Annotated in this window: 16 protein-coding genes and 1 pseudogene; 6 read left to right on the forward strand and 11 right to left on the reverse strand. The window is 62.9% G+C overall.

The genetic code is table 11. From position 1 onward, the window contains the following. Positions 1–114: 114 nt before the first annotated feature. The 6 genes from AQ611_RS21845 to AQ611_RS21870 are packed head-to-tail and all read right to left on the reverse strand — an operon-like array spanning position 115 to position 7,187. Positions 115–576, reverse strand: coding sequence for a dihydroneopterin aldolase (locus tag AQ611_RS21845; RefSeq protein ID WP_069236039.1), 462 nt, complete (start codon positions 574–576; stop codon positions 115–117). Next, positions 573–1,211, reverse strand: a complete 639-nt coding sequence (locus AQ611_RS21850; RefSeq protein WP_069236040.1) for a sarcosine oxidase subunit gamma — start codon at positions 1,209–1,211, stop codon at positions 573–575. The genes AQ611_RS21845 and AQ611_RS21850 overlap by 4 nt, the downstream gene beginning before the upstream one ends. Next, positions 1,201–4,212, reverse strand: a complete 3,012-nt coding sequence (locus AQ611_RS21855) for a sarcosine oxidase subunit alpha family protein (RefSeq protein WP_069236041.1) — start codon at positions 4,210–4,212, stop codon at positions 1,201–1,203. The genes AQ611_RS21850 and AQ611_RS21855 overlap by 11 nt, the downstream gene beginning before the upstream one ends. Next, positions 4,209–4,514 carry a sarcosine oxidase subunit delta gene (locus AQ611_RS21860; RefSeq protein WP_059520215.1) on the reverse strand — a complete coding sequence of 102 codons (306 nt, stop codon included), beginning with the start codon at positions 4,512–4,514 and terminating at the stop codon, positions 4,209–4,211. Before AQ611_RS21860 ends, AQ611_RS21855 begins: the two co-directional genes overlap by 4 nt. Positions 4,515–4,540: 26 nt before the next feature. Further along, a complete protein-coding gene (locus AQ611_RS21865) occupies positions 4,541–5,785 on the reverse strand; it encodes a sarcosine oxidase subunit beta family protein (protein WP_069236042.1) in 1,245 nt (414 codons plus the stop codon). 16 nt (positions 5,786–5,801) lie between these two features. After that, a complete protein-coding gene (locus AQ611_RS21870) occupies positions 5,802–7,187 on the reverse strand; it encodes an L-serine ammonia-lyase (protein ID WP_059520213.1) in 1,386 nt (461 codons plus the stop codon). 335 nt (positions 7,188–7,522) lie between these two features. Between AQ611_RS21870 and AQ611_RS21875 the strand changes: the two genes are divergently transcribed. Both AQ611_RS21875 and otnI read left to right on the forward strand, forming a co-directional pair. Next, positions 7,523–8,614 carry a GlxA family transcriptional regulator gene (locus AQ611_RS21875; protein ID WP_069236043.1) on the forward strand — a complete coding sequence of 364 codons (1,092 nt, stop codon included), beginning with the start codon at positions 7,523–7,525 and terminating at the stop codon, positions 8,612–8,614. A 293-nt stretch (positions 8,615–8,907) separates the two neighbouring features. Then, positions 8,908–9,684, forward strand: coding sequence for a 2-oxo-tetronate isomerase (otnI, locus tag AQ611_RS21880; RefSeq protein ID WP_069236044.1), 777 nt, complete (start codon positions 8,908–8,910; stop codon positions 9,682–9,684). 175 nt (positions 9,685–9,859) lie between these two features. Here the strand turns inward: otnI and AQ611_RS21885 are convergent, their stop codons facing one another. From AQ611_RS21885 to AQ611_RS25885, 5 genes and pseudogenes are all read right to left on the reverse strand, one after another. Further along, positions 9,860–10,810: a choline ABC transporter substrate-binding protein gene (locus tag AQ611_RS21885; protein ID WP_059520210.1), complete on the reverse strand. Its 951-nt coding sequence runs from the start codon at positions 10,808–10,810 to the stop codon at positions 9,860–9,862. 129 nt (positions 10,811–10,939) lie between these two features. After that, positions 10,940–11,944: a GlxA family transcriptional regulator gene (locus AQ611_RS21890; protein WP_059520327.1), complete on the reverse strand. Its 1,005-nt coding sequence runs from the start codon at positions 11,942–11,944 to the stop codon at positions 10,940–10,942. A 100-nt stretch (positions 11,945–12,044) separates the two neighbouring features. Next, positions 12,045–12,941 (reverse strand): choline ABC transporter permease subunit, encoded by an 897-nt coding sequence (choW, locus tag AQ611_RS21895; protein ID WP_069236045.1) that lies wholly within the window; start codon positions 12,939–12,941, stop codon positions 12,045–12,047. Next, a pseudogene (locus AQ611_RS21900) lies at positions 12,934–14,223 on the reverse strand (quaternary amine ABC transporter ATP-binding protein); the annotation flags it as partial. The gene choW and the pseudogene AQ611_RS21900, both read right to left, overlap by 8 nt. A gap of 10 nt (positions 14,224–14,233) precedes the next feature. After that, positions 14,234–14,596: a hypothetical protein gene (locus AQ611_RS25885; protein WP_102720146.1), complete on the reverse strand. Its 363-nt coding sequence runs from the start codon at positions 14,594–14,596 to the stop codon at positions 14,234–14,236. Between the two features lie 322 nt (positions 14,597–14,918). On the opposite strand from AQ611_RS25885, the gene AQ611_RS21905 reads away from it, so the two are divergent. The 4 genes from AQ611_RS21905 to AQ611_RS25160 all read left to right on the forward strand — a co-directional run bounded on the left by AQ611_RS21905 (position 14,919) and on the right by AQ611_RS25160 (position 21,609). Beyond that, on the forward strand, positions 14,919–15,581 hold the full coding sequence (locus AQ611_RS21905; protein WP_082712126.1) for an NADPH-dependent FMN reductase: 663 nt from the start codon (positions 14,919–14,921) through the stop codon (positions 15,579–15,581). 289 nt (positions 15,582–15,870) lie between these two features. After that, complete coding sequence (locus tag AQ611_RS21910) at positions 15,871–16,083, forward strand: hypothetical protein (protein ID WP_059520207.1); 213 nt, start codon at positions 15,871–15,873, stop codon at positions 16,081–16,083. A 136-nt stretch (positions 16,084–16,219) separates the two neighbouring features. Then, entirely contained in the window at positions 16,220–17,134 is a 915-nt protein-coding gene (locus AQ611_RS21915) for an aminomethyltransferase (RefSeq protein WP_069236046.1), read from the forward strand. Positions 17,135–17,700: 566 nt separating this feature from the next. Further along, positions 17,701–21,609 carry a YadA-like family protein gene (locus AQ611_RS25160; protein ID WP_083237507.1) on the forward strand — a complete coding sequence of 1,303 codons (3,909 nt, stop codon included), beginning with the start codon at positions 17,701–17,703 and terminating at the stop codon, positions 21,607–21,609. The last annotated feature ends 16 nt before the right edge of the window (positions 21,610–21,625 follow it).

The raw sequence follows: 21,625 nt of genomic DNA on the forward strand, positions 1-21,625 counted from the left end.
TTTTATCGAATCATGCGATAAATGCGGCTTGCGCGATCGATGCGCCCACGAACCAAGTTTCGACTTGCCGCGCGCGCGGCTGTCGATAGCCTAACGAATCAAGCGCGACGCGCATCAACGTATCGCGCTCGACGCACGGTCGGCGCCTGCACGCCACGCAGCGTAATCGGCGCGCGTCCAATTAAGCTCAATGCCGATACGCTGCGTGCCCGGCCTGATCTTCGGTTTGTGCAACGCGAGAATCAATGCATCAAGCGCGGGCCAAGCCTCGAACGAAAGCGCCGCGATTTCGACCGCGAGCGTCTCGAGCAGCCGCGTATGCGGCTTATGCGCGAGAAATGACGTGATCCGCGCGCAATACGCGTCATAATCGATCCAGCCGTCGTTGTCCGCATCGGACGGCTCGCATCGGTAAGCGAGCCGCGCATCGATCACCACTGGCTGCGGCGCTGCATGCTCATGCGCATAGATGCCGATGCGCGCCGATACGCTCAACCCGTCGACGAATACGCTCCAGCCCCGGCCGTTCTGCATCATCGGCTCGCGTGCCGCAAACGGCGATTCGACGGGTTTCATCCGATCAACGGCTCGGCCGCGTCGAGCATGATGCGGCAGAAATAATCGGCAAAGCTGCGGCGCACCACGATCTCGAACGTCGCGTCGCCGGTCGCGACGAGCACGATCGATGCCTTGAAGTAGTGACTCTGCGCGCATTGCCCCACGCCGAACACGCGTGGATGCAGATCGAGCGGACAACCGCGTGCCAGCACGTCGCGCACACGCTCGCCGCTCGCTTCGACCACCGTGTAGCCGCTGCCGACGTCCACCGCCGCCGCATAGATGCCGTTGAGCGCCGGTACGAGCTTCGCTTCGAGCTGGCCGGACGCGACCGGTCCGTTCGAGCGCACCAGCCATTCGTCGGGGCCGAGCCACAGCACGTCGTATTCGGCGGCGCGGGCGACCGTGTTCGGCTCGACGGGCGGCAAGCAGCCCACGGTCTGCTCGAATGCGCGAACGAAAGCCGCATCGTCCGGCTCGCCGCGCACGTTCACGAGATCGAGGAACGCACGCTCGCGAAACTGGAATTTCGTCGACTCGCGCGCCTGAAACGCCTTCAATACATCACCGGCGCCCACGAGCGGCGATTCGAGCGCTATGCCGCCCGGCGCCTGCACGCGCGCGGGCGCTTCGTTTCTTGTCTCATTCCACATGCTGGCGCACCCCTTGCGTGTCATAGAAAACCGGGCTTGCGATCGTTGCGCTCGCGCGCGTGCCGCTTGCATCCGAGATCGCCACCTTGTCGCCGATTCGATCCAATCCGCCCTTGATCACGGCAAGCGCAATCGAGCGCTTCAGAATCGGGCTGTAATAGCTCGACGTCACATGACCGAGCATCGCGCAAGTGCCGTCCGCGCGCGCCGTCGCGTCGGCCTCCGTGATCTGGCCGCCTTCCGGCAGCACGTGCTGCGGATCGTCGCTCAGCAGTCCGACGAATTGCTTGCGGTCCGCCTTCGCGGTATCGGTGCGCGTCAGCGAACGCCGGCCGAGAAAATCCTTCGATTTCGCGACGAGTCCGCCCATGCCGAGATCATGCGGCGTGACCGAGCCATCGGTATCCTGCCCGACGATGATATAGCCCTTCTCCGCACGCAAAACATGCATCGTCTCGGTGCCGTAGGGCGTAATGTCGAATTCGGCGCCGGCGGCCATCAGCGCCTCCCAGACCGCGCGCCCGGCATTCGCCGGCACGTTGATCTCATATGCAAGCTCGCCCGAAAAGCTGATGCGCATCACGCGCGCGCGCACGCCGGCGACGGTGCCTTCGCGGAAACTCATGAACGGGAACGCGTCGTTCGCGAAATCGATGTCTTCGCATACTTTGCGCACGACTTGCCGGCTCTTCGGGCCGACGACCGCGAACGTCGCCCAATGATCGGTCACCGACGCGAGCCGCACCTTCATATCGGGCCATTCGGTTTGCAGCCAGCGCTCGAGCCATGTGAGCACGCGCGCCGCGCCGCCCGTCGTCGTCGTCATCATGAAATGCTGTTCGCCGAGACGCACGGTCACGCCGTCGTCGAACACCATGCCGTTCTCGTCGAGCATCAGCCCATAACGGCATTTGCCGATCTCGAGCTTGTTCCATGGATTCGTATAGACCCAGTTCAGCAGCTTCACCGCATCCGGGCCCTGAATGTCGATCTTGCCGAGCGTCGACGCGTCGAGCATGCCCACGCCGTTGCGCACCGCGAGACACTCGCGCGCCACCGCCGCATGCAAATCCTCGCCAGGCTTCGGGTAGTACCAAGGCCGCTTCCAGTTGCCGACGTCCTCGAACAGCGCGCCATGCCCGGCGTGCCATTCATGCATGCAGGTCTTGCGGACCGGATCGAGAAAATCGCCGAGTTCGCGCCCCGCGAACGCGCCGAACGACACCGGCGTGTAGTTCGGACGGAACGTCGTCGTGCCGGTTTCGGCGATCGTCTTGCCGAGCGCTTGCGCGAGAATCGCCATTCCGTTGATATTGCCGAGCTTGCCCTGATCCGTGCCGAAGCCCATCGCCGTATAGCGCTTCACATGCTCGACCGATTCGAAGCCTTCGCGCGCGGCGAGCAGAATGTCGGCTGCGCCGACGTCGTTCTGGAAGTCGACGAACTGCTTCGGGCCGCGCACCGCGGCGTCGATGCCACTCGCGAGCCATACCGGCAATATCGCGTCGTCGGCCGTTTCGACGACATGCGGCACCGCAGGGCGCACGGCATCGGTAAAGCCCGCCGCCCTCGCCGCATCGACACCGGCGTCGAACGCGAGCCGCAATGCACGCGACAGCTCGAACTCGCCTGCCGCCGCACCGACGCTCGTCTCCGCCTGCACCGGCCTGCCCGGCACGAAGCACGCCTTGTCGTCGTTCCAATGCGCTTTGCCGCCCGATTGCGCGAACAGATGCAGCACCGGGCTGAAACCGCCCGACATCGCGACGAGATCGCACACGAGCGTCGCAAGCCTGGCGCCCATTTTGCCGTTCGTATACGACGCGACGTCAACCGATGCGACGCGCAGCTTACCTTGCGCCGCCATCACGACCGCGCCGCTCATCACGGTCACGCCATTGCGTCTGGCGACAGCCGCCAGCTCGCCGCGCGTGGACGGGCGCGCATCGACCACCGTCACCTGCGCGCCGCACGCTTTCAAATCAAGCGCGCATTGATAGCCGCGGTCATTGTTGGTCGCGACTACCGCGACACGTCCCGGCAACACGCCGTAGCGGTGAATGTACGTCGACACCGCCGAGGCGGTCATCACACCGGGCAAATCGTTGTTGCCGAACACGAGGGGCCGTTCGTGCGCGCCCGTGGCCAAAATCACACGCTTGGCGCGGATTTTCCACAGCAGCTCGCGCGTGCCCTTACGCACCGATATCGGCAGATGATCGGTCAGCCGTTGCACCACGGTGACCAGGTTATGATCCTGATACCCAAACGCCGTGCTGCGCGTGAGAATCGTCACGTCCGGCTGCTTCGCGAGTTCGGCTTCGGTCTTCTCGACCCATTGAAGCGCCGGCTTGCCGTCAATCTGCGCACGGCACGAAAGCAGGCTGCCGCCGAGTTCGCGCTGATCGTCAACGACAAACACGCGCGCACCGCTGGCTGCCGCCGCTTGCGCAGCCGCCAAGCCAGCCGGGCCGCCACCCACGACGAGTACGTCGCAGTGCGCATAACGCTTATCGTAGCGGTCCGCGTCGCGTACATCGGGCGCGCGGCCAAGGCCCGCCGCATCGCGAATTTTTTCCTCATACTTCGGCCACCACTTGCGCGGCCACATAAACGTCTTGTAATAGAAGCCCGCAGGCAGAAAGCGCGAGAACTTCTGCATCACGGCCATCCGGTCATGCTCGAGCGACGGCCGCGCATTCACGCTCGTCGCAACCAGTCCTTGATACAGCTCGACTTCGGTCGCGCGCGCGTTCGGCACCGTATAGGCGCCGCTCTCGAGCTGGACGAGCGCGTTCGGCTCGTCGACGCCCGCCGTCACGATCCCGCGCGGCCGGTGGTATTTGAAGCTGCGCGCGACGAAATGCACGCCGTTGGCGAGCAATGCCGAGGCGAGCGTGTCGCCCTGATAACCCTGATAAGTGCGGCCGTTGAACGTGAACGTGAGCGGCTGCGCGCGGTTGATGCGCCCACCCGTGCCGAGTCGGTCTTTCTGGCTCATTTACGCGCTTCCTCCGTTGCGCTCGAGGCCGGCCTGTCGATTGGCTTGTCGAACGTTTCGTATCCCTGAAATGTGTAGCTGACGGTGTCGCGCTGCGCGATGAACCAGCGCCGGCAGCCATGCGTGTGCAACCATTGTTCGCGATGCGTGCCGCGCGGATTCTTGCGCATGAACAGGTAATCGCCCCATTCGCGATCCGACAGTTTGTCGGTATCGAGCGGACGCGCGATGTCAGCCTCGCCGCCGCACGTGAATTCGGATTCGGCGCGCGGGCCGCACCACGGACATTCGATCAATAACATTCAGTTCTCCTCGTGGCGTGCGATGCTCAGTGCGCAACGGCGGCCGCGCCGTGCTCGTCGATCAGGTGGCCGGTGTAGAAACGCTCGAGCGTAAACGGCGCGTTCAACGGATGCGGCTCGTCGCGCGCGATCGTATGGGCGAACACCCAGCCCGAGCCCGGCGTGGCCTTGAAGCCGCCGGTGCCCCAGCCGCAGTTGAAGTACAGCCCCTTCACGTCGGTCTTGCTGATGATCGGGCACGCATCCGGCGAGACGTCGACGATACCGCCCCACTGCCGGTTCATCCGCACCCGCGAAAATACCGGGAACATCTCGATGATCGCCTGCAGCGTGCCTTCGATAATCTGGAAGCTGCCGCGCTGGCCAAAGCCCGTGTACTGATCGATCCCCGCGCCGATCACCAAATCGCCCTTGTCGGACTGGCTGATATACGCGTGCACCGCGTTCGACATCACGACCGTATTGACGACCGGCTTGATCGGCTCCGACACGAGCGCCTGCAAAGGATGGCTTTCGAGCGGCAGGCGCACGCCGGCCATATCGGCGAGCGTCGTTGTATTGCCGGCCGCGACCACCGCGACCTTTTTCGCGTTGATGAAGCCCTTCACGGTATCGACACCCGTGACCGCACCGCCTTGGCGGCGAATGCCCGTCACCTGACAGTTCTGAATGATGTCGACGCCCGCGCGATCGGCCCCGCGGGCGAAGCCCCATGCAAGCGCGTCGTGCCGCGCGACGCCGCCGCGCCGCTGGATCGACGCGCCGAGCACCGGATAGCGGCTGTTCAGATTGATCGTCGGCTCGATCGCCTTGATCTGCTCGGGCGTCAGGAACTCCGCATCGACGCCGTTGAGCCGGTTCGCGTTCACGCGGCGCTGCGTGTCGCGCACGTCCTGCAGCGTGTGTGCGAGATTCATCACGCCGCGCTGGCTGAACATCACGTTGTAGTTCAGATCCTGCGCGAGTCCCTCCCACAGCTTCATCGCCTTTTCGTACAGCGCGGCCGATTCGTCCCACAGATAATTCGAGCGGACGATCGTCGTGTTGCGCGCGGTATTGCCGCCGCCGATCCAGCCCTTCTCGAGCACCGCGACGTTGGTCACGCCGTGCTCCTTGGCGAGGTAATACGCGGTCGCGAGCCCGTGCCCGCCGCCGCCGACGATCACGACGTCGTATTCGCGCCTGGGCTCTGGGCTCTGCCATTGGCGCTCCCAGTTTTCGTGGTACGACAGACCGTTGCGAAACAGGCTGAATATCGAATAGCGGCTCATATGGATCAACCCTTCGTTAGCATTCGATGACGTTCACGGCAAGCCCGCCGCGCGACGTCTCCTTGTATTTCGTCTTCATGTCGGCGCCCGTCTCGCGCATCGTCTTGATCACCGAATCGAGCGATACGTAGTGCTGACCGTCCCCCTTCAGCGCGATCCGCGACGCGTTCAGCGCCTTGATCGCGCCCATCGCGTTGCGCTCGATGCACGGAATCTGCACGAGACCGCCGACGGGATCGCAAGTCATTCCTAGGTTGTGCTCCATGCCGATCTCGGCCGCGTTCTCGACCTGGCCAGGCGTGCCGCCCATGACCGCGGCAAGCGCGGCGGCAGCCATCGAGCACGCGACGCCGACCTCGCCCTGGCAGCCGACTTCCGCGCCCGAGATCGATGCGGTTTCCTTGTAGATGATCCCGATCGCGGCGGCCGTCAACAGAAAATCGACGATGCCCTGCTCGTTCGAACCCGGCACGAACTTCACGTAGTAATGCAGCACGGCAGGAATCACGCCCGCCGCGCCGTTGGTCGGCGCGGTGACCACCCGGCCGCCCGCCGCGTTCTCCTCATTGACGGCCATCGCATACAAATTGACCCAATCGAGCATCGACAGCGGATCGCGTAGCGATTCCTCCGATCGCTCACGCAACCGCGCATGCAGCTCGGCTGCGCGACGCTTCACGCGCATCGGCCCCGGCAGCTCGCCGCTCGCCTTGCAGCCACGCTCGACGCACGCAGCCATCGCCCGCCAGATTGCGACGAGACCCGCACGCACCTCTTCGGGCGGCCGCAGCGCGCATTCGTTGCGAAACGTCAGCGCCGCGATCGACAGCCCGCTGTCGCGGCACGCGCGCATCAGATCGTCGCCCGTGCGAAACGGATACGGCACGTCGGCCCCCGCGCGCGCACCGTTGACGCGATCGCCGTCGCGATTGACAACGAAACCGCCGCCCACCGAGTAATACTCTTTCTCGACGAGAAGCTGCCCCTGCTCGTCGAACGCCTGAAACCGCATCCCGTTCGGATGCACGACGCCCGAACCCGTCATCAGCTTGCGATAGAACCCGAGATCGTCCTTCTCGTCGAAGCGCACCGGATGCTTGCCGAGCAGCGCAAGCGACTTCCGGGAACGGATCTCGGCCAAGCGCGGCGCGATCAGATCGGGGTCGATACGGTCGGGCAGATGCCCTTCGAGACCGAGCAGCACCGCCTTGTCGGTGCCATGCCCCTTGCCGGTCGCGCCGAGCGAGCCATACAGCTCCACCCGCACGCGCCGCACGAACGCAAGCAGGTTCGCATCCTCGACATGCGACGCGAAACGGCATGCGGCGATCATCGGTCCGACCGTATGCGAACTCGACGGACCGATGCCGATCTTGAACAGATCGAAGACGCTGACATTCATTCGGCCATCCTTGCGTGACGACGCAATGTGAAATTGACGTTGGGTGTCAGTACACCAAAGCGTAAAATTGGCCGATAGAACAAAAACGGCATCGGCGTGGGACGCCGCCGCCAAGCGCCGCGCCCGCCGGCCGGGCGATGCGTTTCGGCGATGATTCGCGGCGAAAAAACACAAGTCCCGCCCGAGCCGATCGGCGACGCTCGCGATAGGGTTCCGGATGCGCTCCGCGTCAGGGACCATTCACCGGCCCGCCGCGAACCATCCGCAACCGGTGCGCCTGCGGCGCCATGCTGCGCTGCCGCATCAGCTAAACGATTCAGCCCAAGACTGCCACGATGACCGCCGACGCATCCGCCCCGCCCCCTGCAGCCGCGACCGACGCCAAGCCGCGCCTGCGCTTCGGCATCGTGCTGCTGCCGAATTTCACGTTGACCGCGTTCTCCGGCTTCGTCGACATGCTGCGCCTGTCGGCTGACGACGGCGACCACAGCAAGCCGGTGCGCTGCTCATGGACGGTGATCGGCGACACGCTCGCGCCTGTGCGCGCGAGTTGCGGGATCCAGGTGACGCCATGGCAAACGTTCGACGACGCGGGCACGTTCGACTACGTCGTCGTCGTGGGCGGGCTGCTGCATTCCGGGCCGCAGGCGGGCCAGCCGGTGCTGCAATTCATTCACCGCGCCGCGCAACGCGGCGCGCATCTCGTGGGCATTTGCACCGGCGCGTTCGCGCTGATGCGAGCGGGCGTGCTCGACGGACACAGAGTCTGCGTGAGTTGGTTCCATTATTGGGATTTCGTCGAGCGCTTCCCGGACATCGACCCCGATCTGCTGATCGCCGACAGGCTGTTCGTGATCGACCGGCGGCGCATCACCTGCTCGGGCGGACGCGCGTCGATCGACGTTGCCGCCGCGATCCTGCTGCGCCACTTCGATCACGCGACCGTACAAAAAGCGCTCCGTATCCTGCTCGTCGGCGAGATGCAGAAAGGCAACGCGCCGCAACCGCACCCGCCCGGCCTCGCGCCCGCGACGCATCCGAAAATCAAGCGCGCGATCCTGCTGATGGAGCAGCATGTCGGCCGTGCGCTGCCGCTCGACGAACTGGCATGCAAGCTCGACCTGTCGACGCGGCAGCTTGAGCGGCTGTTCAAGGCGGAAACGGGCAAGACCCCGCAGGCGTTCGCCAAGCAGGTGCGGCTGCGCACCGCCGCGTGGCTGCTGACGAGTTCGGACCGCACCGTCGCCGACATCGCGTCGAGTTGCGGATTCTCCGACGCGTCTCACCTCGGCCGGGAATTCCGCAAGCAGTTCGGCGAACCGCCCGCGGCTTACCGGGATAAAGGCGTTGCCCTTGCAGGCGACGCGAGCGCAACGGCCCACGTCGCGCACGACGCCAACTCGCGTCCCTGCGCGCTCGCTCAATAGCCGGACATCCGGCGATTGACGATAGCGCCAGACCCGTTGTCGTTACCTCGCCAGAGCGCCGGCGTTCACTTCCATTCATGCCGAATAGTTGCCTGCCAGATAAAATGGTCTGAAAAAGACGCGCGATCAAGTTAGCCTCTGCGGCACCGTCATACTGAAGGTATGTACAGGAACCAGCGTCGGCGCATTGCCGGCAGATCGCGGATCGCTACGCGCGCCCACGCGTTGCGCGTCACATGACGTATGACGCGCGACACATCGTCCAATCGACGTCTAAACCTCATCACGCTGCCATGCCACGCTTTGCCGCCAATCTGACGATGATGTACCACGAGCACGCGTTCGTCGAACGCTTTGCCGCCGCCGCGCGCGACGGCTTCCGGGCAGTCGAATACCTGTTTCCCTATGACTTTCCTGCCGCCGAACTCAAAGCCCGGCTCGACGCGAACGGCCTGACTCAAGCACTCTTCAACGCGCCCGCCGGCAATTGGGCCGCGGGCGAACGCGGGATCGCGTCGCTGCCGGGCCGCGAAGACGAATTCAAGTGCTCGATCGACACGGCGCTCGCCTACGCCCGCGCGATCGGCAACGACAAAATTCATGTGATGGCCGGCGCGATCGCGCCGACGCACGACCGCGCGCGCCACCGCGACACCTATCTGCGCAACCTCGCCTACGCGGCCGACGCGGCGCACGCCGAGCGCGTGACGATCCTGATCGAACCCATCAATCCGCGCGACATACCCGGCTATTTCCTGACCCGTCAGGAAGAAGCGCAAGCGATCCGCCGCGAGATCGGCGCGCCGAATCTCGAAGTGCAATTCGATTGCTATCACTGCCAGATCGTCGAAGGCGATCTGGCGACGGCGCTCAAACGCGACATCGCGACCATCGGCCACATTCAGATAGCCGGCGTGCCGGAGCGGCACGAGCCCGACATCGGCGAGATCCATTATCCGTACCTGTTCGCGCTGATCGATGCGCTCGGCTACGACGGTTGGATCGGCTGCGAATACCGGCCGCGAGCCGGCACGTCGGAGGGCTTGGGCTGGCTCAGGCCGTATCTGTGACGCCGGGCATCGGCCAGCGGCGCCTGTCGCGATGAAGGTCTTGCCGGCGGCCATGGGGTTTCGGCGGCGGCCCCGGCAGCTTTGCCGAGCGACGTGCGATGCGCCGCCGACGTCCTCCAATCAACGATTCCGGCGATGCGAAGAACGGAAAGCGCCGCGCGCACGGCGCCGCGATTCACTGCATACCGAGATAGTGCTTGACGGCCGGCACCGCCGGCTTGCCGTCGAACGTCGTCACGCCGGCCAGCCATTTATCGAGCATTTGCGGATTCGCCTTCAGCCACTCGCCCGCCGCCTTGTTCGGTTCCTCCTTGTTCATGATCGGCACCATCACGTGATTCTCGATCGACGTCGAGAATTGCAGATTCGATACAAATTTCGCGACGTTCGGGCAACGCGATGCGTAATCGGGCGGCATCGCCGTCAGCACCTTCGCTTCGCCGTAGTTCGGGCCGAATACGTCATCGCCGCCGCTCAGATAATCGATCTTCATTTGCACGTTCATCGGATGCGGTTCCCAGCCGAGAAACACGATCCATTGCTTGTCTCGAATCGCGCGGTTCACTTCGACGAGCATCCCTGCCTCGCTCGATTCGACCAGCTTGAATTTGCCGAGCCCGAACTGGTTGCCGTCGATCATCTTCTTGATCAGCATATTGCCGTCGTTGCCGGGTTCGATGCCGTAGATGCGCCCCCCGAGCTTGTCCGAGAATTTCTGAATATCGGCAAACGACTTCAGGCCGCCTTGATAGACATAATCCGGTACCGCGAGCGTGTATTTCGCCCCCGTCAGGTTCGGCGTGGGCAGCACCTTGATCGTACCCGCCTTCGTAAACGGCGCGATGATCGGGTCCATCGTCGGCGACCAGTAGCCGAGAAACACATCGATCTGCTTGCTCTTGATGCCCGCGAACGTGATCGGCACTGACGCGATCGTCTTAGTCGGCGTGTAGCCGAGGCCCGCGAGCATCGTCGAAGCGAGCCCTGTCGTCGCGGCTATGTCGCTCCAGCCGACGTCCGCAAAGCGCACTGTCTTGCAGGCCAGCGGCTCCCCAGCCCGCGCGCCCGCGAACGGCGCAACCGAAATGGCGAACCCGCAAGCCGCCGCGATCCATTGTCGTTTCATTCCTGTTCTCCTCGACTACGACGTCTTCCACATGAAATCCGTGCTTCGCGAATGCGAGGATCGCGCATCGCGCCGCCTATCGCGCATCGGCAAACAGCAAGCCTGCCCGTGCGCGGGTTCGCATCCGGCTCAGCCCGCCGCCGGCGCGCGGCGCTCGTGGCTCGGCGCATGACCGAACTGCGCGCGATACGCCTTGCTGAAATGGCATGGCGAATGAAAACCGCAAATCGCCGTCACGCGCGCGATCGATGTGTCGGTGGTGCGCAAAAGATCACGCGCGCGCTTCAAGCGCAGCGTCAGGTAGTAATGCGTCGGCGACACATTCAAATACACCTTGAACATGCGCTGCAGATGCCGTTGCGATAGCTGCACGAGCCGCGCCAGTTCATCCAGCGACAGCGGCTCTTCGATGTTCGACTCCATCAGCCGCACGACCTCGATCAGCTCCGCGCGGGAAAAACCCACGCGCGCATCGACTGGAATCGGCTGCGCATCGGTCGCGCCGCGAATCCGCTCGAGGACGAACTGCTCGGAAACCTGCGCGGCAAGCCGCTGCCCGAGCTGCGCGCTGACAAGATTGAGCATCAGATCGAGCGGCGCGGTGCCGCCGGTGCAGGTCAGCCGGTCGCGATCGACGACGAACAGCTCGTCGGCAAAGCTCACTTGCGGAAACTGCGCGTGCAGCGCCGACAGATTCTCCCAATGCACCGAACACCGGTAGCCGTCGAGCAAGCCGCTTGCCATCAACGCATACGCGCCCGTGCAAAAGCCGCCCAGCGGCACGCCACGCCCGGCAAGCGCGACGAGCGCCTCGCACGTCGCGGAGGTGACCACCTCACGAACCCCGATTCCGCCGCAAACAATCAGCGCATCGGGCGGCGCGTCGATGTCGAGCGGTTGCGTCGGCCGCACCGCAATGCCGTTGCTTGCATGCGCCGGCGTGCCGTCGAGCGTAAGCACCGACCAGCGGTAGTGCTGGGCGCGCGCAACATAATTCGCCATCCGCAACACTTCGACCGCACTCGTAAACGCGATCATCGAAAAATTATTCAACGTCAGGAATCCAAAATTCCTGACCGAAGCAAGCGGATCAGTACAGGCATCAAATACGGCAACGGCGGGGGCGGACGTCACATCGTTCTCCAGCAATCAGGTTGCCTGCGGCCGACCGGCTCGGGCGGCTGCACGCCTGCCTGAGCCGGCCGGTTTGCGACACTCGGAATGACGAAAAACGTCAGGCTTGCGCAATCGACGAGCGCGTGCCGAACAATTGCCTGAGGCCGGGGAACAACGGGGTTTTCGCCGTGCCCGGCGCGCGACCGAAACTTTCGGTGATACGGTCGAGAATGATCGCCAACAGCACGACGGACAACCCGCTTTCGAAACCCAGGCCGATGTCCAAACGCTGAATGCTCGCGAGCACGTCGTTACCGAGGCCGCCCGCGCCGACCATCGATGCGATGATCACCATCGACAACGCCATCATGATCGTCTGGTTCACGCCTTGCATGATCGACGGCAGCGCATTCGGAAACTGCACCTTGTAGAGAAGCTGCCACGGCGTGCAGCCAAATGCCTGCCCCGCTTCGACGATCTCGCGGTTCACATGGCGAATGCCGAGGCTCGTTAGCCGCACGGCGGGCGGCATTGCGAAAATCACCGTCGACAAGATGCCAGGCACACGGCCCAAACCGAACAGCATGGCGGCCGGAATCAGATAGACGAATGCGGGCATTGTCTGCATCAGATCGAGAATCGGGCGCACGAGCGCCGCGACCCATTTGCTCTTTGCCGCCCAGATCCCGAGCGGGATGCCTAGCACAAGACTGATGATCGTCGACGACAACGTGAGCCCGAGCGTGACGACCGTCTGATCCCAAAAGCCCGTGCCGACGATGAGGCCGAGCGACAACGCGGTGAACAATGCGAAACGCCAGCCGACACGCCATAGCCCGACGCCGACGAAACCGGCGATCATCGCCCACATCGGCACCGCTTGCAGCGTGTGCTCGACAAACGCGGCGAGCCCTTCGATTGCGCGGCCGATCGAATCGAACGTCTTGGCATCGTGGTCGAGCAGATAGTGAACCGACTGATCTACCCAGCTACCGAGCGGAATGCGTTCAGACATGGGAACCTCGCGAGCGCGTAATGGCCTTCAGCAACACGGTCCGGTCGATCGAACCGCAATAACAGCCATCATCGTCGACGACGGGCAGCGCGTGCGGATGCGCGACCACCCGCTCGATCACATGCTCGAGCGACGCGTCGCGCGCGATGCTCTCGATCTGATTCACGCTGAGCTTCGCGCTGCCCAGCGCATCGCGCGTCACGCAACCGCGCAACTTGCGCGTTTCGTCGAGCACGAATGCGTATTCGGCACTGCCGTTCAGCGTCGCGGCAACATTCGCCGCATCGAGCCTTGAGACGACGGGCACCGCGCCCGTCAGCATCAGGTCGCCGGCCGTCAGATAGCGGCTCGTGTCGATGCCCTCGAAGAACGCGCGCACGTACTCGTCAGCCGGATGCGCGATGATTTCCTGCGGCGTGCCGAGCTGCACGAGCCGGCCGCCTTCCATGATCGCGATCCGGCTACCGATACGCAGCGCCTCCTCGAGATCGTGCGACACGAACATGATCGTGCGGCGCTGCTCCTTTTGAAGTTGCAGCAGCACGTTCTGCATTTCCTTGCGCTTGAGTGGATCGAGTGCGGAAAACGCTTCGTCCATGATCATCAACGACGGATTAACTGCAAGCGCCCGCGCGAGCCCGACACGCTGCTGCATGCCGCCCGACAATTCCGCAGGCAGCTTGTGCGCGAATTGCGCGAGCCCAACTTGCTCGAGCACCGTCATCGCGCGCCGCTCGCGCTCCTTGCGGCGCACCCCGGCAACCTCGAGACCAAACGCGGCATTCGACAGCACCGTGCGCTGCGGCATCAGCGCGAACGACTGGAACACCATGCTCATGTCCTTGCGGCGCAGTGCGATCAACTCGGCGCGCGGCACGGCGGCAACATCGCGGCCGTCGATCAGCACCTTGCCGGCGCTGGGCTCGACGAGCCGGTTAACGAGCCGGATCAGCGTCGATTTGCCGGAACCCGACAAGCCCATCAGCACGAAAATCTCGCCTTCCTGCACGTCGAATGAGACGTCATGCACACCGACCACCTGGCCCGTGCGTGCGAACACTTCATCTTTCGTCGCGCCCGCGGCAAGCATGTCGAGCGCCTGCCGCGGATTATTTCCAAATACCTTGCACAGACCTTCGACCACGACCTTCGGGGCATCCATTGCAACCGTCTCCTGGTGTAGCGGAAATCAAGCCATCAGAGCGTGCCTACATGGTTGCCAGAAAAAACCCTGTCCAGCCGACGAATTACGACAAACGCTTGCGCAAATACGACACGCGCGGCGGCGCCGGTCAAGTGCGGCCGGCGTCGGACATGCTGCTTTTGCGCGCCGCGGCAAAAAGCTGACAAGAAAAGCGCACCGCCTCGGCGGCAGCACGGCAGCCGGCACACCGCGTCAAGCGCGCTTCATCAAACTTTGTTTGATCCTCATCGGCCATGCCGCGCACACTCGGCCAGCCACGGCCGACGCGAAACTCGCCGTTGATACCGCTCCGGCCATTGGGCAAAGCAAAGCGAAGTCTGCCGCCCGGCAGGTACTTACCGACTGCCTCGCAACCGCAATGGCGCGCTCGCGTAGCGGGCGGCTCGACCCGGTGCGGCACCGTGCGTGCCGAAAGCATCTCGCGCGCGAATCGAAACCCAATCGAAAACACGCGCGAGATGTTCGGTTATCCAAATCGATGGCCGATCCGGCATTGCGAATATCGAATCGCCAACGCACGAAAAAAAGCCCCGCCGACATTCCCACCGGCGGGGCCAACCCATGTTAGAGAAATCTCACGGAGGAGACAGGTGCGATCATATCGATCCGTTGCGTGCCTCCCAACCAAGCATTTCTGCTATTCAATTCACGGCGCGCAGCACCGTTCCCCTCCTCAATTAGCATATCGATAGAATGAAAAGTCGTTTCTCCAGCATCGATTACGTCATTAATATGCTGTATCCAGCCTACTTTTAATCAGGCGCCGCACCTACATGGAGCGCACTTTGACTGCATTCGATCCGCATCGTCGGCCGTTCATCGTCGGCATCGGCGGCACTACCCGAGCCGCATCGTCGACCGAGCGCGCGCTCGGCTTCGCCCTGCGCGGCGCGCAAGCAACCGGCGCGCGCACGCGATTGTTCGACGGCCCATTTCTGCATACGCTGCCCCATTACGCGCCGGAGCGGCGCGAACTGACCGATAGCCAGCACGAGCTGATTGACGCTGTCCGCACCGCCGACGCGGTGATCATCGCAACGCCGGGCTACCACGGCGGCGTATCCGGACTCGTGAAAAACGCGCTCGACACGCTCGAGGAATTGCGTGCCGACGAGCGTCCGTACCTGGACGGCCGCGCGGTGGGCTGCATCGTCACCGCATACGGCTGGCAGGCGGCGGGCACCGTGCTGACGTCGCTGCGCTCGATCGTCCACGCGCTGCGCGGCTGGCCGACGCCGTTCGGCGCGACGGTCAACACACTCGAAACCCGCTTCGACACCACCGATAACTGCTCCGATCCCAAGGTGGCTTCACAGCTGGAAACCGTCGGTAAGCAAGCTGCCGAATTCGCACTCGCGTTCGCGTTGCACCGCGCGGCCGCCCGCGTCACGGGGGACGATGCGCTCGCGGCGGTGCTCGAAACCACCGCCGGTTGAACACGCGGCGCGCGGGCGCGCCGCCACGCTTGCCTGCCCGTCGGACGCTGATCAGGTGCGCCTAATTGGGTCCGCCGTATTTGCCGTGTCCGCCTTTTAGCGAGCGGATCGGCGCATCGCACCGGAGCGTGTCGCCCCGCCGCGGAATGCGCACCAAGCGCCTATCGGATCGAGAGCCGTCTTCATGACATTCGATCCCGCCGGGTGATTTGCTTACCTATAAAGATTGGTTCACCGTCGCACGCCGATTGCTTACGCTGCAAGCTCGTTCTCAACTCTCGCGTAAGCCATGAATCGTTCGATCCGCTACAAGGGCTATGAGGTTGCGCCCGCTGCGGCGCGACTGCCGAACGGCCTGTTCGCCGCGAACCTCACCATCGAAAAGGCAAGCGCCCCCGCCCGTGCCTATTCGTTCGACGCCATCGATTTCTTCTTCGACGAAGAGCATGCACTCGCCTATGCGTTCCGCTGGGGACGCCTCTGGGTCGACTCGCACTGTTGAGCCAGACGCCAGCGGCGCTCGGTAAAACGACTGCCCGCGTGCCACATCGCGCACGGACATCGGCTGGGCAAAATACGTGATTTCCGGAGCTATGTAACAATCGCTTACTCCTTACATCACGTTTACCAACCTGGCCATGTCCGACACGCTGCCACAAGAGCAAACGGCGGAACAAGCAGCAGATCACGCAATGCGCAACTGGGTCCATCCAAGCCGCGGCCCGGTGCGAATCGGTTCCGATATGCATAAGCAGATGTTCTGCCGTATGCTGCTCGACACTCACAATCCGTATAAGCCGGCCGTCATCGATTGGCCGCTGCTCGACGCCGATTCGCTGGCAAAACTCACGTCGCTGCCGATCTGGGACATCGCCGTGCAAACCGAAGGCCGCGCGTCGATCCGGGTAGCGACCTTCGCATCGACGGTGGAAAACGACCCGCTGCTGCGCAAGGCGCTCGAGATGGACGGCGCCGAGGAAGCCCGGCACAAGGTCGTGCTGTCCAAGCTCGTCGAGGCATACGGAATCAAGCTCGCGCCCGAGCCGGACTATCCGGCGCCCAAAGATGCCGAGTGGGCGTGGATGGTCACCGGATTCAGCGAATGCATCGACAGTTTCTTCGCGTTCGGACTGTTCCGCTCCGCGCAACGTTCGGGCTACTTTCCACCAGCGCTTGTCGAAACCTTCGAGCCCGTGATCCAGGAAGAAGGCCGCCACATTCTGTTCTTCGTGAACTGGTTCGGCTGGTATTGGCGCAACCTGCCGTGGTGGCGCCGGCCGTGGTTCTTCGCACGGGTCGCGGCGGTGTGGGCGTTCCTGATCTGGGAGCGAATCGGCATCGCGCGAGGCATCGACGCCGACGGCGTCGCCCGTGATGCGAATTTTCCGGCCAATACCGCAGCCACCGTCGGCGACGCGCTGAATCCGCGCGAACTGATCGAACTTTGTCTCGTCGAGAACGAACGACGGATGGCCGGTTACGACAAACGGCTACTGCGCCCGACAGCCGTCCCCCGGCTCGCGCGGTTAGCGCTGCGTTTATTGCGCAAGTAATCCTCTGCCGGCGCGCCTTCGGCTCCGAACCGGCCGCGCCTTTTTCATATCATTCGCAATACCGATTATCCCGAATATAATTAAGCATCCGCCTGATCAATTTTCAATAATCATCCAGCCGCGCTCATCACCACCAGACGATTTCAAAAAATTAATTAACAGCATCACAAAAAAATAAATCGGATATTCCTCCACATTCATTTCAATAAAGTCATACAAATAGAAGAGGTATTTGTATGAAAATGGCCCAAAACCTTACGAATTTATTGAATTTGAAATTTTCAGTGTGTTTGAAACAACACCGGCATCGAACATAAAAACTCATTCAATCAGTTAACCAATACGCAAAAACTTCAATCAAAACATCAATCTACAAAAATGGTAAAAATGACGCCTCTTATTCCCCCATCTTGCCATAACACTTTTTAACATTCTGACGGCCATTTCTTTTTCATTCTTCCAAATTATCAATACTAGAATTCGCTCCCTGATCACAACACGTCAACACGAGATCGACGCAAACGAGAGACGGACGTATTGCGCACTCGTTTTAGGGGAACTTCAGCATGAACCGCTCATACCGATCCATTTGGAACGAAGCGCTCGGCGCGTGGGTTGCTACATCGGAACTTGAATCGGCGCGCGGCAAGCCGAACCAATCTTCCGTCATCGTCACGGCGATCGTGGCACTGCTGGCCGGATTACCCTCGCTCGCGAGCGCCGACGTCTATATTCCCGACGAAATCTCGCCCACCGGAGAACTCACTCACGCGACCTGCTCGTCCGGTAGCGGCACGACAACCGTCGGGCGGACGGCCACGGGCAACACGGATACCTATCCTGTCGACGGCTCGGGTACGTATTCGACCGTCAGCGGCTGCAATTCGAGCGGCAACAATCAGCTTGCGGCAACCGTCTACGGCGTATTCGCACAGGTAACGGGCAACGGCGGCACCGCCACCGGCTTTCTCAGCTCGGCGGACCTATGGGGAACGGCAGCCGGTCTCGAAGCGAATGCAAGCGGCACGGCCGCGACCGCGGTCGGCTTCGGCAGCATCGCAAGCGCGCTGAATTCCGTCGCGATCGGCGGCGCCGGCGGCAACGGCACGACTGCGCTGTCGGCGGCAAACTCGACGCTCGCCTCCGGTGCGGGATCGATTGCGATCGGCAGCAATGCAACGAAAGGCGCACAAGCGACCGCGCAAGATGCGATTGCGCTCGGCGGACAATCCAGCGCGGCAGCACAATCGGGCGTCGCGATCGGACTTGGTGCGACGGTCGACGCAACGAGCACGAATGGCGTTGCAATGGGCAACAGCGCAACGGTGGCTGCGAACAGCACGAACGCGCTCGCGCTGGGCAATCAAACCAACGCGAACGGCACGGGCGCGACCGCGATCGGCACACAGGCGAATGCGAATGCGGCAGGCACGGTAGCAATCGGCCCGTCGAGCGCAGCTTTATACGCGGACAGCGTCGCGATCGGCCAAGGCAGCACAACTGGCTCCAAAGCGCCCACTCTTTCCGGCTACCTGACCGCAACGGCCGCGCCGCAGTCCGAGGTATCGGTTGGCAGTACGACGAATCTGCGCCGCATCACGAACGTTGCCGACGGCGCCGCGCCGCAAGACGCCGCGACGGTCGCGCAATTGAGCACCGGCATGAGGACGACCGCAGCCAACATTGCGAGTCTGTCGACTTCCGCGTCAACCGGAATCAGTACGGCTCAGGCCAGCGTCAGCTCCCTTTCCACCGGGCTCGGCACGGCCAGCAGCAATATCGCCTCGCTTTCCAGCGGGCTATCCGCAACCAACGGCAACTTTTTTTCGCTGTCCACTGGACTTAGTACAACTAATAATTTACTAACATCTTTATCAATCTCGGCCTCAACCGGGCTCAACACGGCTCGCAGCGAAGTCAATTCGCTTTCCACCGGCCTCGGCACGGCCAACAGCAACATCGCATCGCTTTCCAGTGGGCTCTCTACAACCAACGGCACCGTTTTTTCGTTGTCCACCGGGCTTAGTACAACTAATAATTTATTAACATCGTTATCAACTTCGGCTTCGACGGGAATCAGCACCGCACAGAGCGGGGTCAACTCGCTTTCCACCGGCCTGTCGGTCGCCAACAGCTCGATGGCGTCTCTTTCGACCTCCGCATCTACCGGCATCGGCTCGTTGTCCACCGGCCTGTCGAGCGTCGCGTCAACTGCCAGCAACCTCGGCAACAGCGCCGCCGCCGCCCTTGGCGGCGGTGCGGCGTACAACGCTGCCACGGGCAAGATCTCCGCGCCATCGTATGTCACGTACAACGATAATGGCACGACCACCGCAAATCACAGCGTTGGCAACGCACTCGACAACATCAATGCAAGGGGCATCAAGTACTTTCACGCCAACTCGGCAGGCACGGACAGCATCGCAACCGGCGTGAACGCCGTCGCCATTGGTATCGGCGCGGTGGCCAGCAGCAATAACTCGGTCGCACTTGGCGCGAATTCCGTGGCAGATGCGGCCGTTCCCGTCGCCAATGCAACGCTCAGATCAATCAAGTTAAGCGCATTCGCCGGCAGCACGCCGATCGGTGTCGTGAGCGTCGGAGCGCCCGGCGCACCGCGTCAAATCACGAACGTCGCGGCAGGGCAGGTAAGTCCCGCCAGTACCGATGCAATCAACGGCAGCCAGCTCTACTCGGTGGCGTCGCAACTAGGCTCGGCGACGAGTTCGATCTCGTCGCTGTCGACCGGCATCGGTTCGCTGTCCACCGGGCTGTCGTCGACCAACAGTTCGGTGGCGTCGCTTTCGACCTCGGTTTCCACCGGGCTTAGCACCACCAACAGTTCGCTCGTTTCGCTTTCGACCTCCGCGTCAACTGGCATCGGTTCGCTGTCCACCGGCCTGTCGTCGGCCAACAGTTCGGTGGCGTCGCTTTCGACCTCGGCTTCCACTGGTATCGGCTCGCTGTCCACCGGGCTGTCGGCAACCAACAGCAATCTCGCGTCGCTGTCCACGTCCACTTCCACCGGCCTCGGTTCTCTGTCGACCGGACTCAGCTCGATCACGTCGAACACGACGAAACTCGGCACCAGTACCGCTGCTGCGCTCGGCGGCGGCGCCTCGTACAACTCTGCAACAGGCGTGATTTCCGCGCCGTCGTACATCACGTACAACAGCGACGGCACGACGAGCGTGAATCACAGCGTCGGCAACGTGATCGACAGCATCAACGCAAAAGGCATCAAGTACTTCCATGAGAACTCGACCCAACCCGACAGCATCGCGGCCGGCGCGAACAGCGTGGCGATCGGTCCGAACGCGATCGCCAATATTGCCGACTCGATCGCGATCGGCAACGGCGCGACGACGTCGGCCGCCGTCGCCGTGTCGTCGGTGGCCATCGGGGGATTGACGTTCGGCGGTTTTGCGGGCGGCAACCCGGTCGGCGTGTTCAGCGTCGGCGCACCGGGCGCCGAGCGGCAAATCACGAACGTCGCAGCCGGCAGGATTGCGAAGGTCAGCACGGACGCGGTCAACGGCAGTCAGCTCTATGCAACCAACAACATCGTCTCATCGTTGTCCACAGGGTTGAATACGACGAACAGCAACCTGGCGTCGCTGTCCACGTCGACGTCGACCGCGGTCGGTTCGCTATCCACCGGGCTGTCCGCGACCAACAGCAATCTCGCATCGCTGTCCACGTCGACGTCGACGAGCATCGGCTCGCTGTCAACTGGGCTGTCGGCAACCAACAGCAATCTCGCGTCGCTGTCCACGTCAACGTCGAGCGGCCTCGGCTCACTGTCGACCAGTCTGTCGAACACCAACACCTCGGTCGCCTCACTATCGACGAGCGTAACGAACATCAATACGCAGATCACATCGCTATCGACGTCGATCACGGAAAACGTGATTCATTCGCTGCCTGCGAGCACCGGCATCGCGGCCGACATGAGCGCGCCGAGCGCTGCGGCGCCCTCCGTCACCGCCGGCTCGAACTCGGTCGCGATCGGCGCGAATTCGAACGATGCGGGCCGCTCGAACGTGGTGTCGGTCGGCAGCGCCACGCAGCAGCGACAAATCACGAACGTCGCGCCGGGCACCGAAGGCACCGATGCGGTGAACCTGAACCAGTTGAATGCGGTGTCGGCCTCGATGTCGCAATCGCTTTCGAATCAGCAGACGCAGATAGACACGCTCGGCGCGCAGGTCAACCAACAGCAGCAACAGCTCCAGCAAACCGATGCGATGGCACGCCAAGGGATCGCGGCCGTAGCGGCCATGGCGGCGATTCCGCATATGGATCGCGACGCGAATTTCGCGATGGGTGTCGGCTCATCGACGTTCCTCGGTCAGAAGGCGATGGCGCTCGGCATACAGGCGCGGCTTACCGAAAACCTGAAGGCTTCGCTGAATGGCGGTCTCAGCGGCAGTCAGAAAGTGCTCGGCGCGGGCATGCTTTATCAATGGAAGTAACGCGCAGCGGCGAGCG

The sequence above is a fragment of the Burkholderia singularis genome, assembly GCF_001718875.1.
Classification (GTDB): domain Bacteria; phylum Pseudomonadota; class Gammaproteobacteria; order Burkholderiales; family Burkholderiaceae; genus Burkholderia; species Burkholderia singularis.

Bases quoted from the DNA above. Each gene is read 5' to 3' on its own strand.
- AQ611_RS21865 (WP_069236042.1), bottom strand. From the start codon at position 5,785: ATGAGCCGCTATTCGATATTCAGCCTGTTTCGCAACGGTCTGTCGTAC.
- AQ611_RS21850 (WP_069236040.1), bottom strand. From the start codon at position 1,211: ATGTGGAATGAGACAAGAAACGAAGCGCCCGCGCGCGTGCAGGCGCCG.
- AQ611_RS21845 (WP_069236039.1), bottom strand. From the start codon at position 576: ATGAAACCCGTCGAATCGCCGTTTGCGGCACGCGAGCCGATGATGCAG.
- AQ611_RS21915 (WP_069236046.1), top strand. From the start codon at position 16,220: ATGTCCGACACGCTGCCACAAGAGCAAACGGCGGAACAAGCAGCAGAT.
- AQ611_RS25160 (WP_083237507.1), top strand. From the start codon at position 17,701: ATGAACCGCTCATACCGATCCATTTGGAACGAAGCGCTCGGCGCGTGG.
- AQ611_RS21875 (WP_069236043.1), top strand. From the start codon at position 7,523: ATGACCGCCGACGCATCCGCCCCGCCCCCTGCAGCCGCGACCGACGCC.
- otnI (WP_069236044.1), top strand. From the start codon at position 8,908: ATGCCACGCTTTGCCGCCAATCTGACGATGATGTACCACGAGCACGCG.
- AQ611_RS21855 (WP_069236041.1), bottom strand. From the start codon at position 4,212: ATGAGCCAGAAAGACCGACTCGGCACGGGTGGGCGCATCAACCGCGCG.
- AQ611_RS21905 (WP_082712126.1), top strand. From the start codon at position 14,919: ATGGAGCGCACTTTGACTGCATTCGATCCGCATCGTCGGCCGTTCATC.
- AQ611_RS21860 (WP_059520215.1), bottom strand. From the start codon at position 4,514: ATGTTATTGATCGAATGTCCGTGGTGCGGCCCGCGCGCCGAATCCGAA.
- AQ611_RS21910 (WP_059520207.1), top strand. From the start codon at position 15,871: ATGAATCGTTCGATCCGCTACAAGGGCTATGAGGTTGCGCCCGCTGCG.
- AQ611_RS21885 (WP_059520210.1), bottom strand. From the start codon at position 10,810: ATGAAACGACAATGGATCGCGGCGGCTTGCGGGTTCGCCATTTCGGTT.
- AQ611_RS21870 (WP_059520213.1), bottom strand. From the start codon at position 7,187: ATGAATGTCAGCGTCTTCGATCTGTTCAAGATCGGCATCGGTCCGTCG.
- choW (WP_069236045.1), bottom strand. From the start codon at position 12,941: ATGTCTGAACGCATTCCGCTCGGTAGCTGGGTAGATCAGTCGGTTCAC.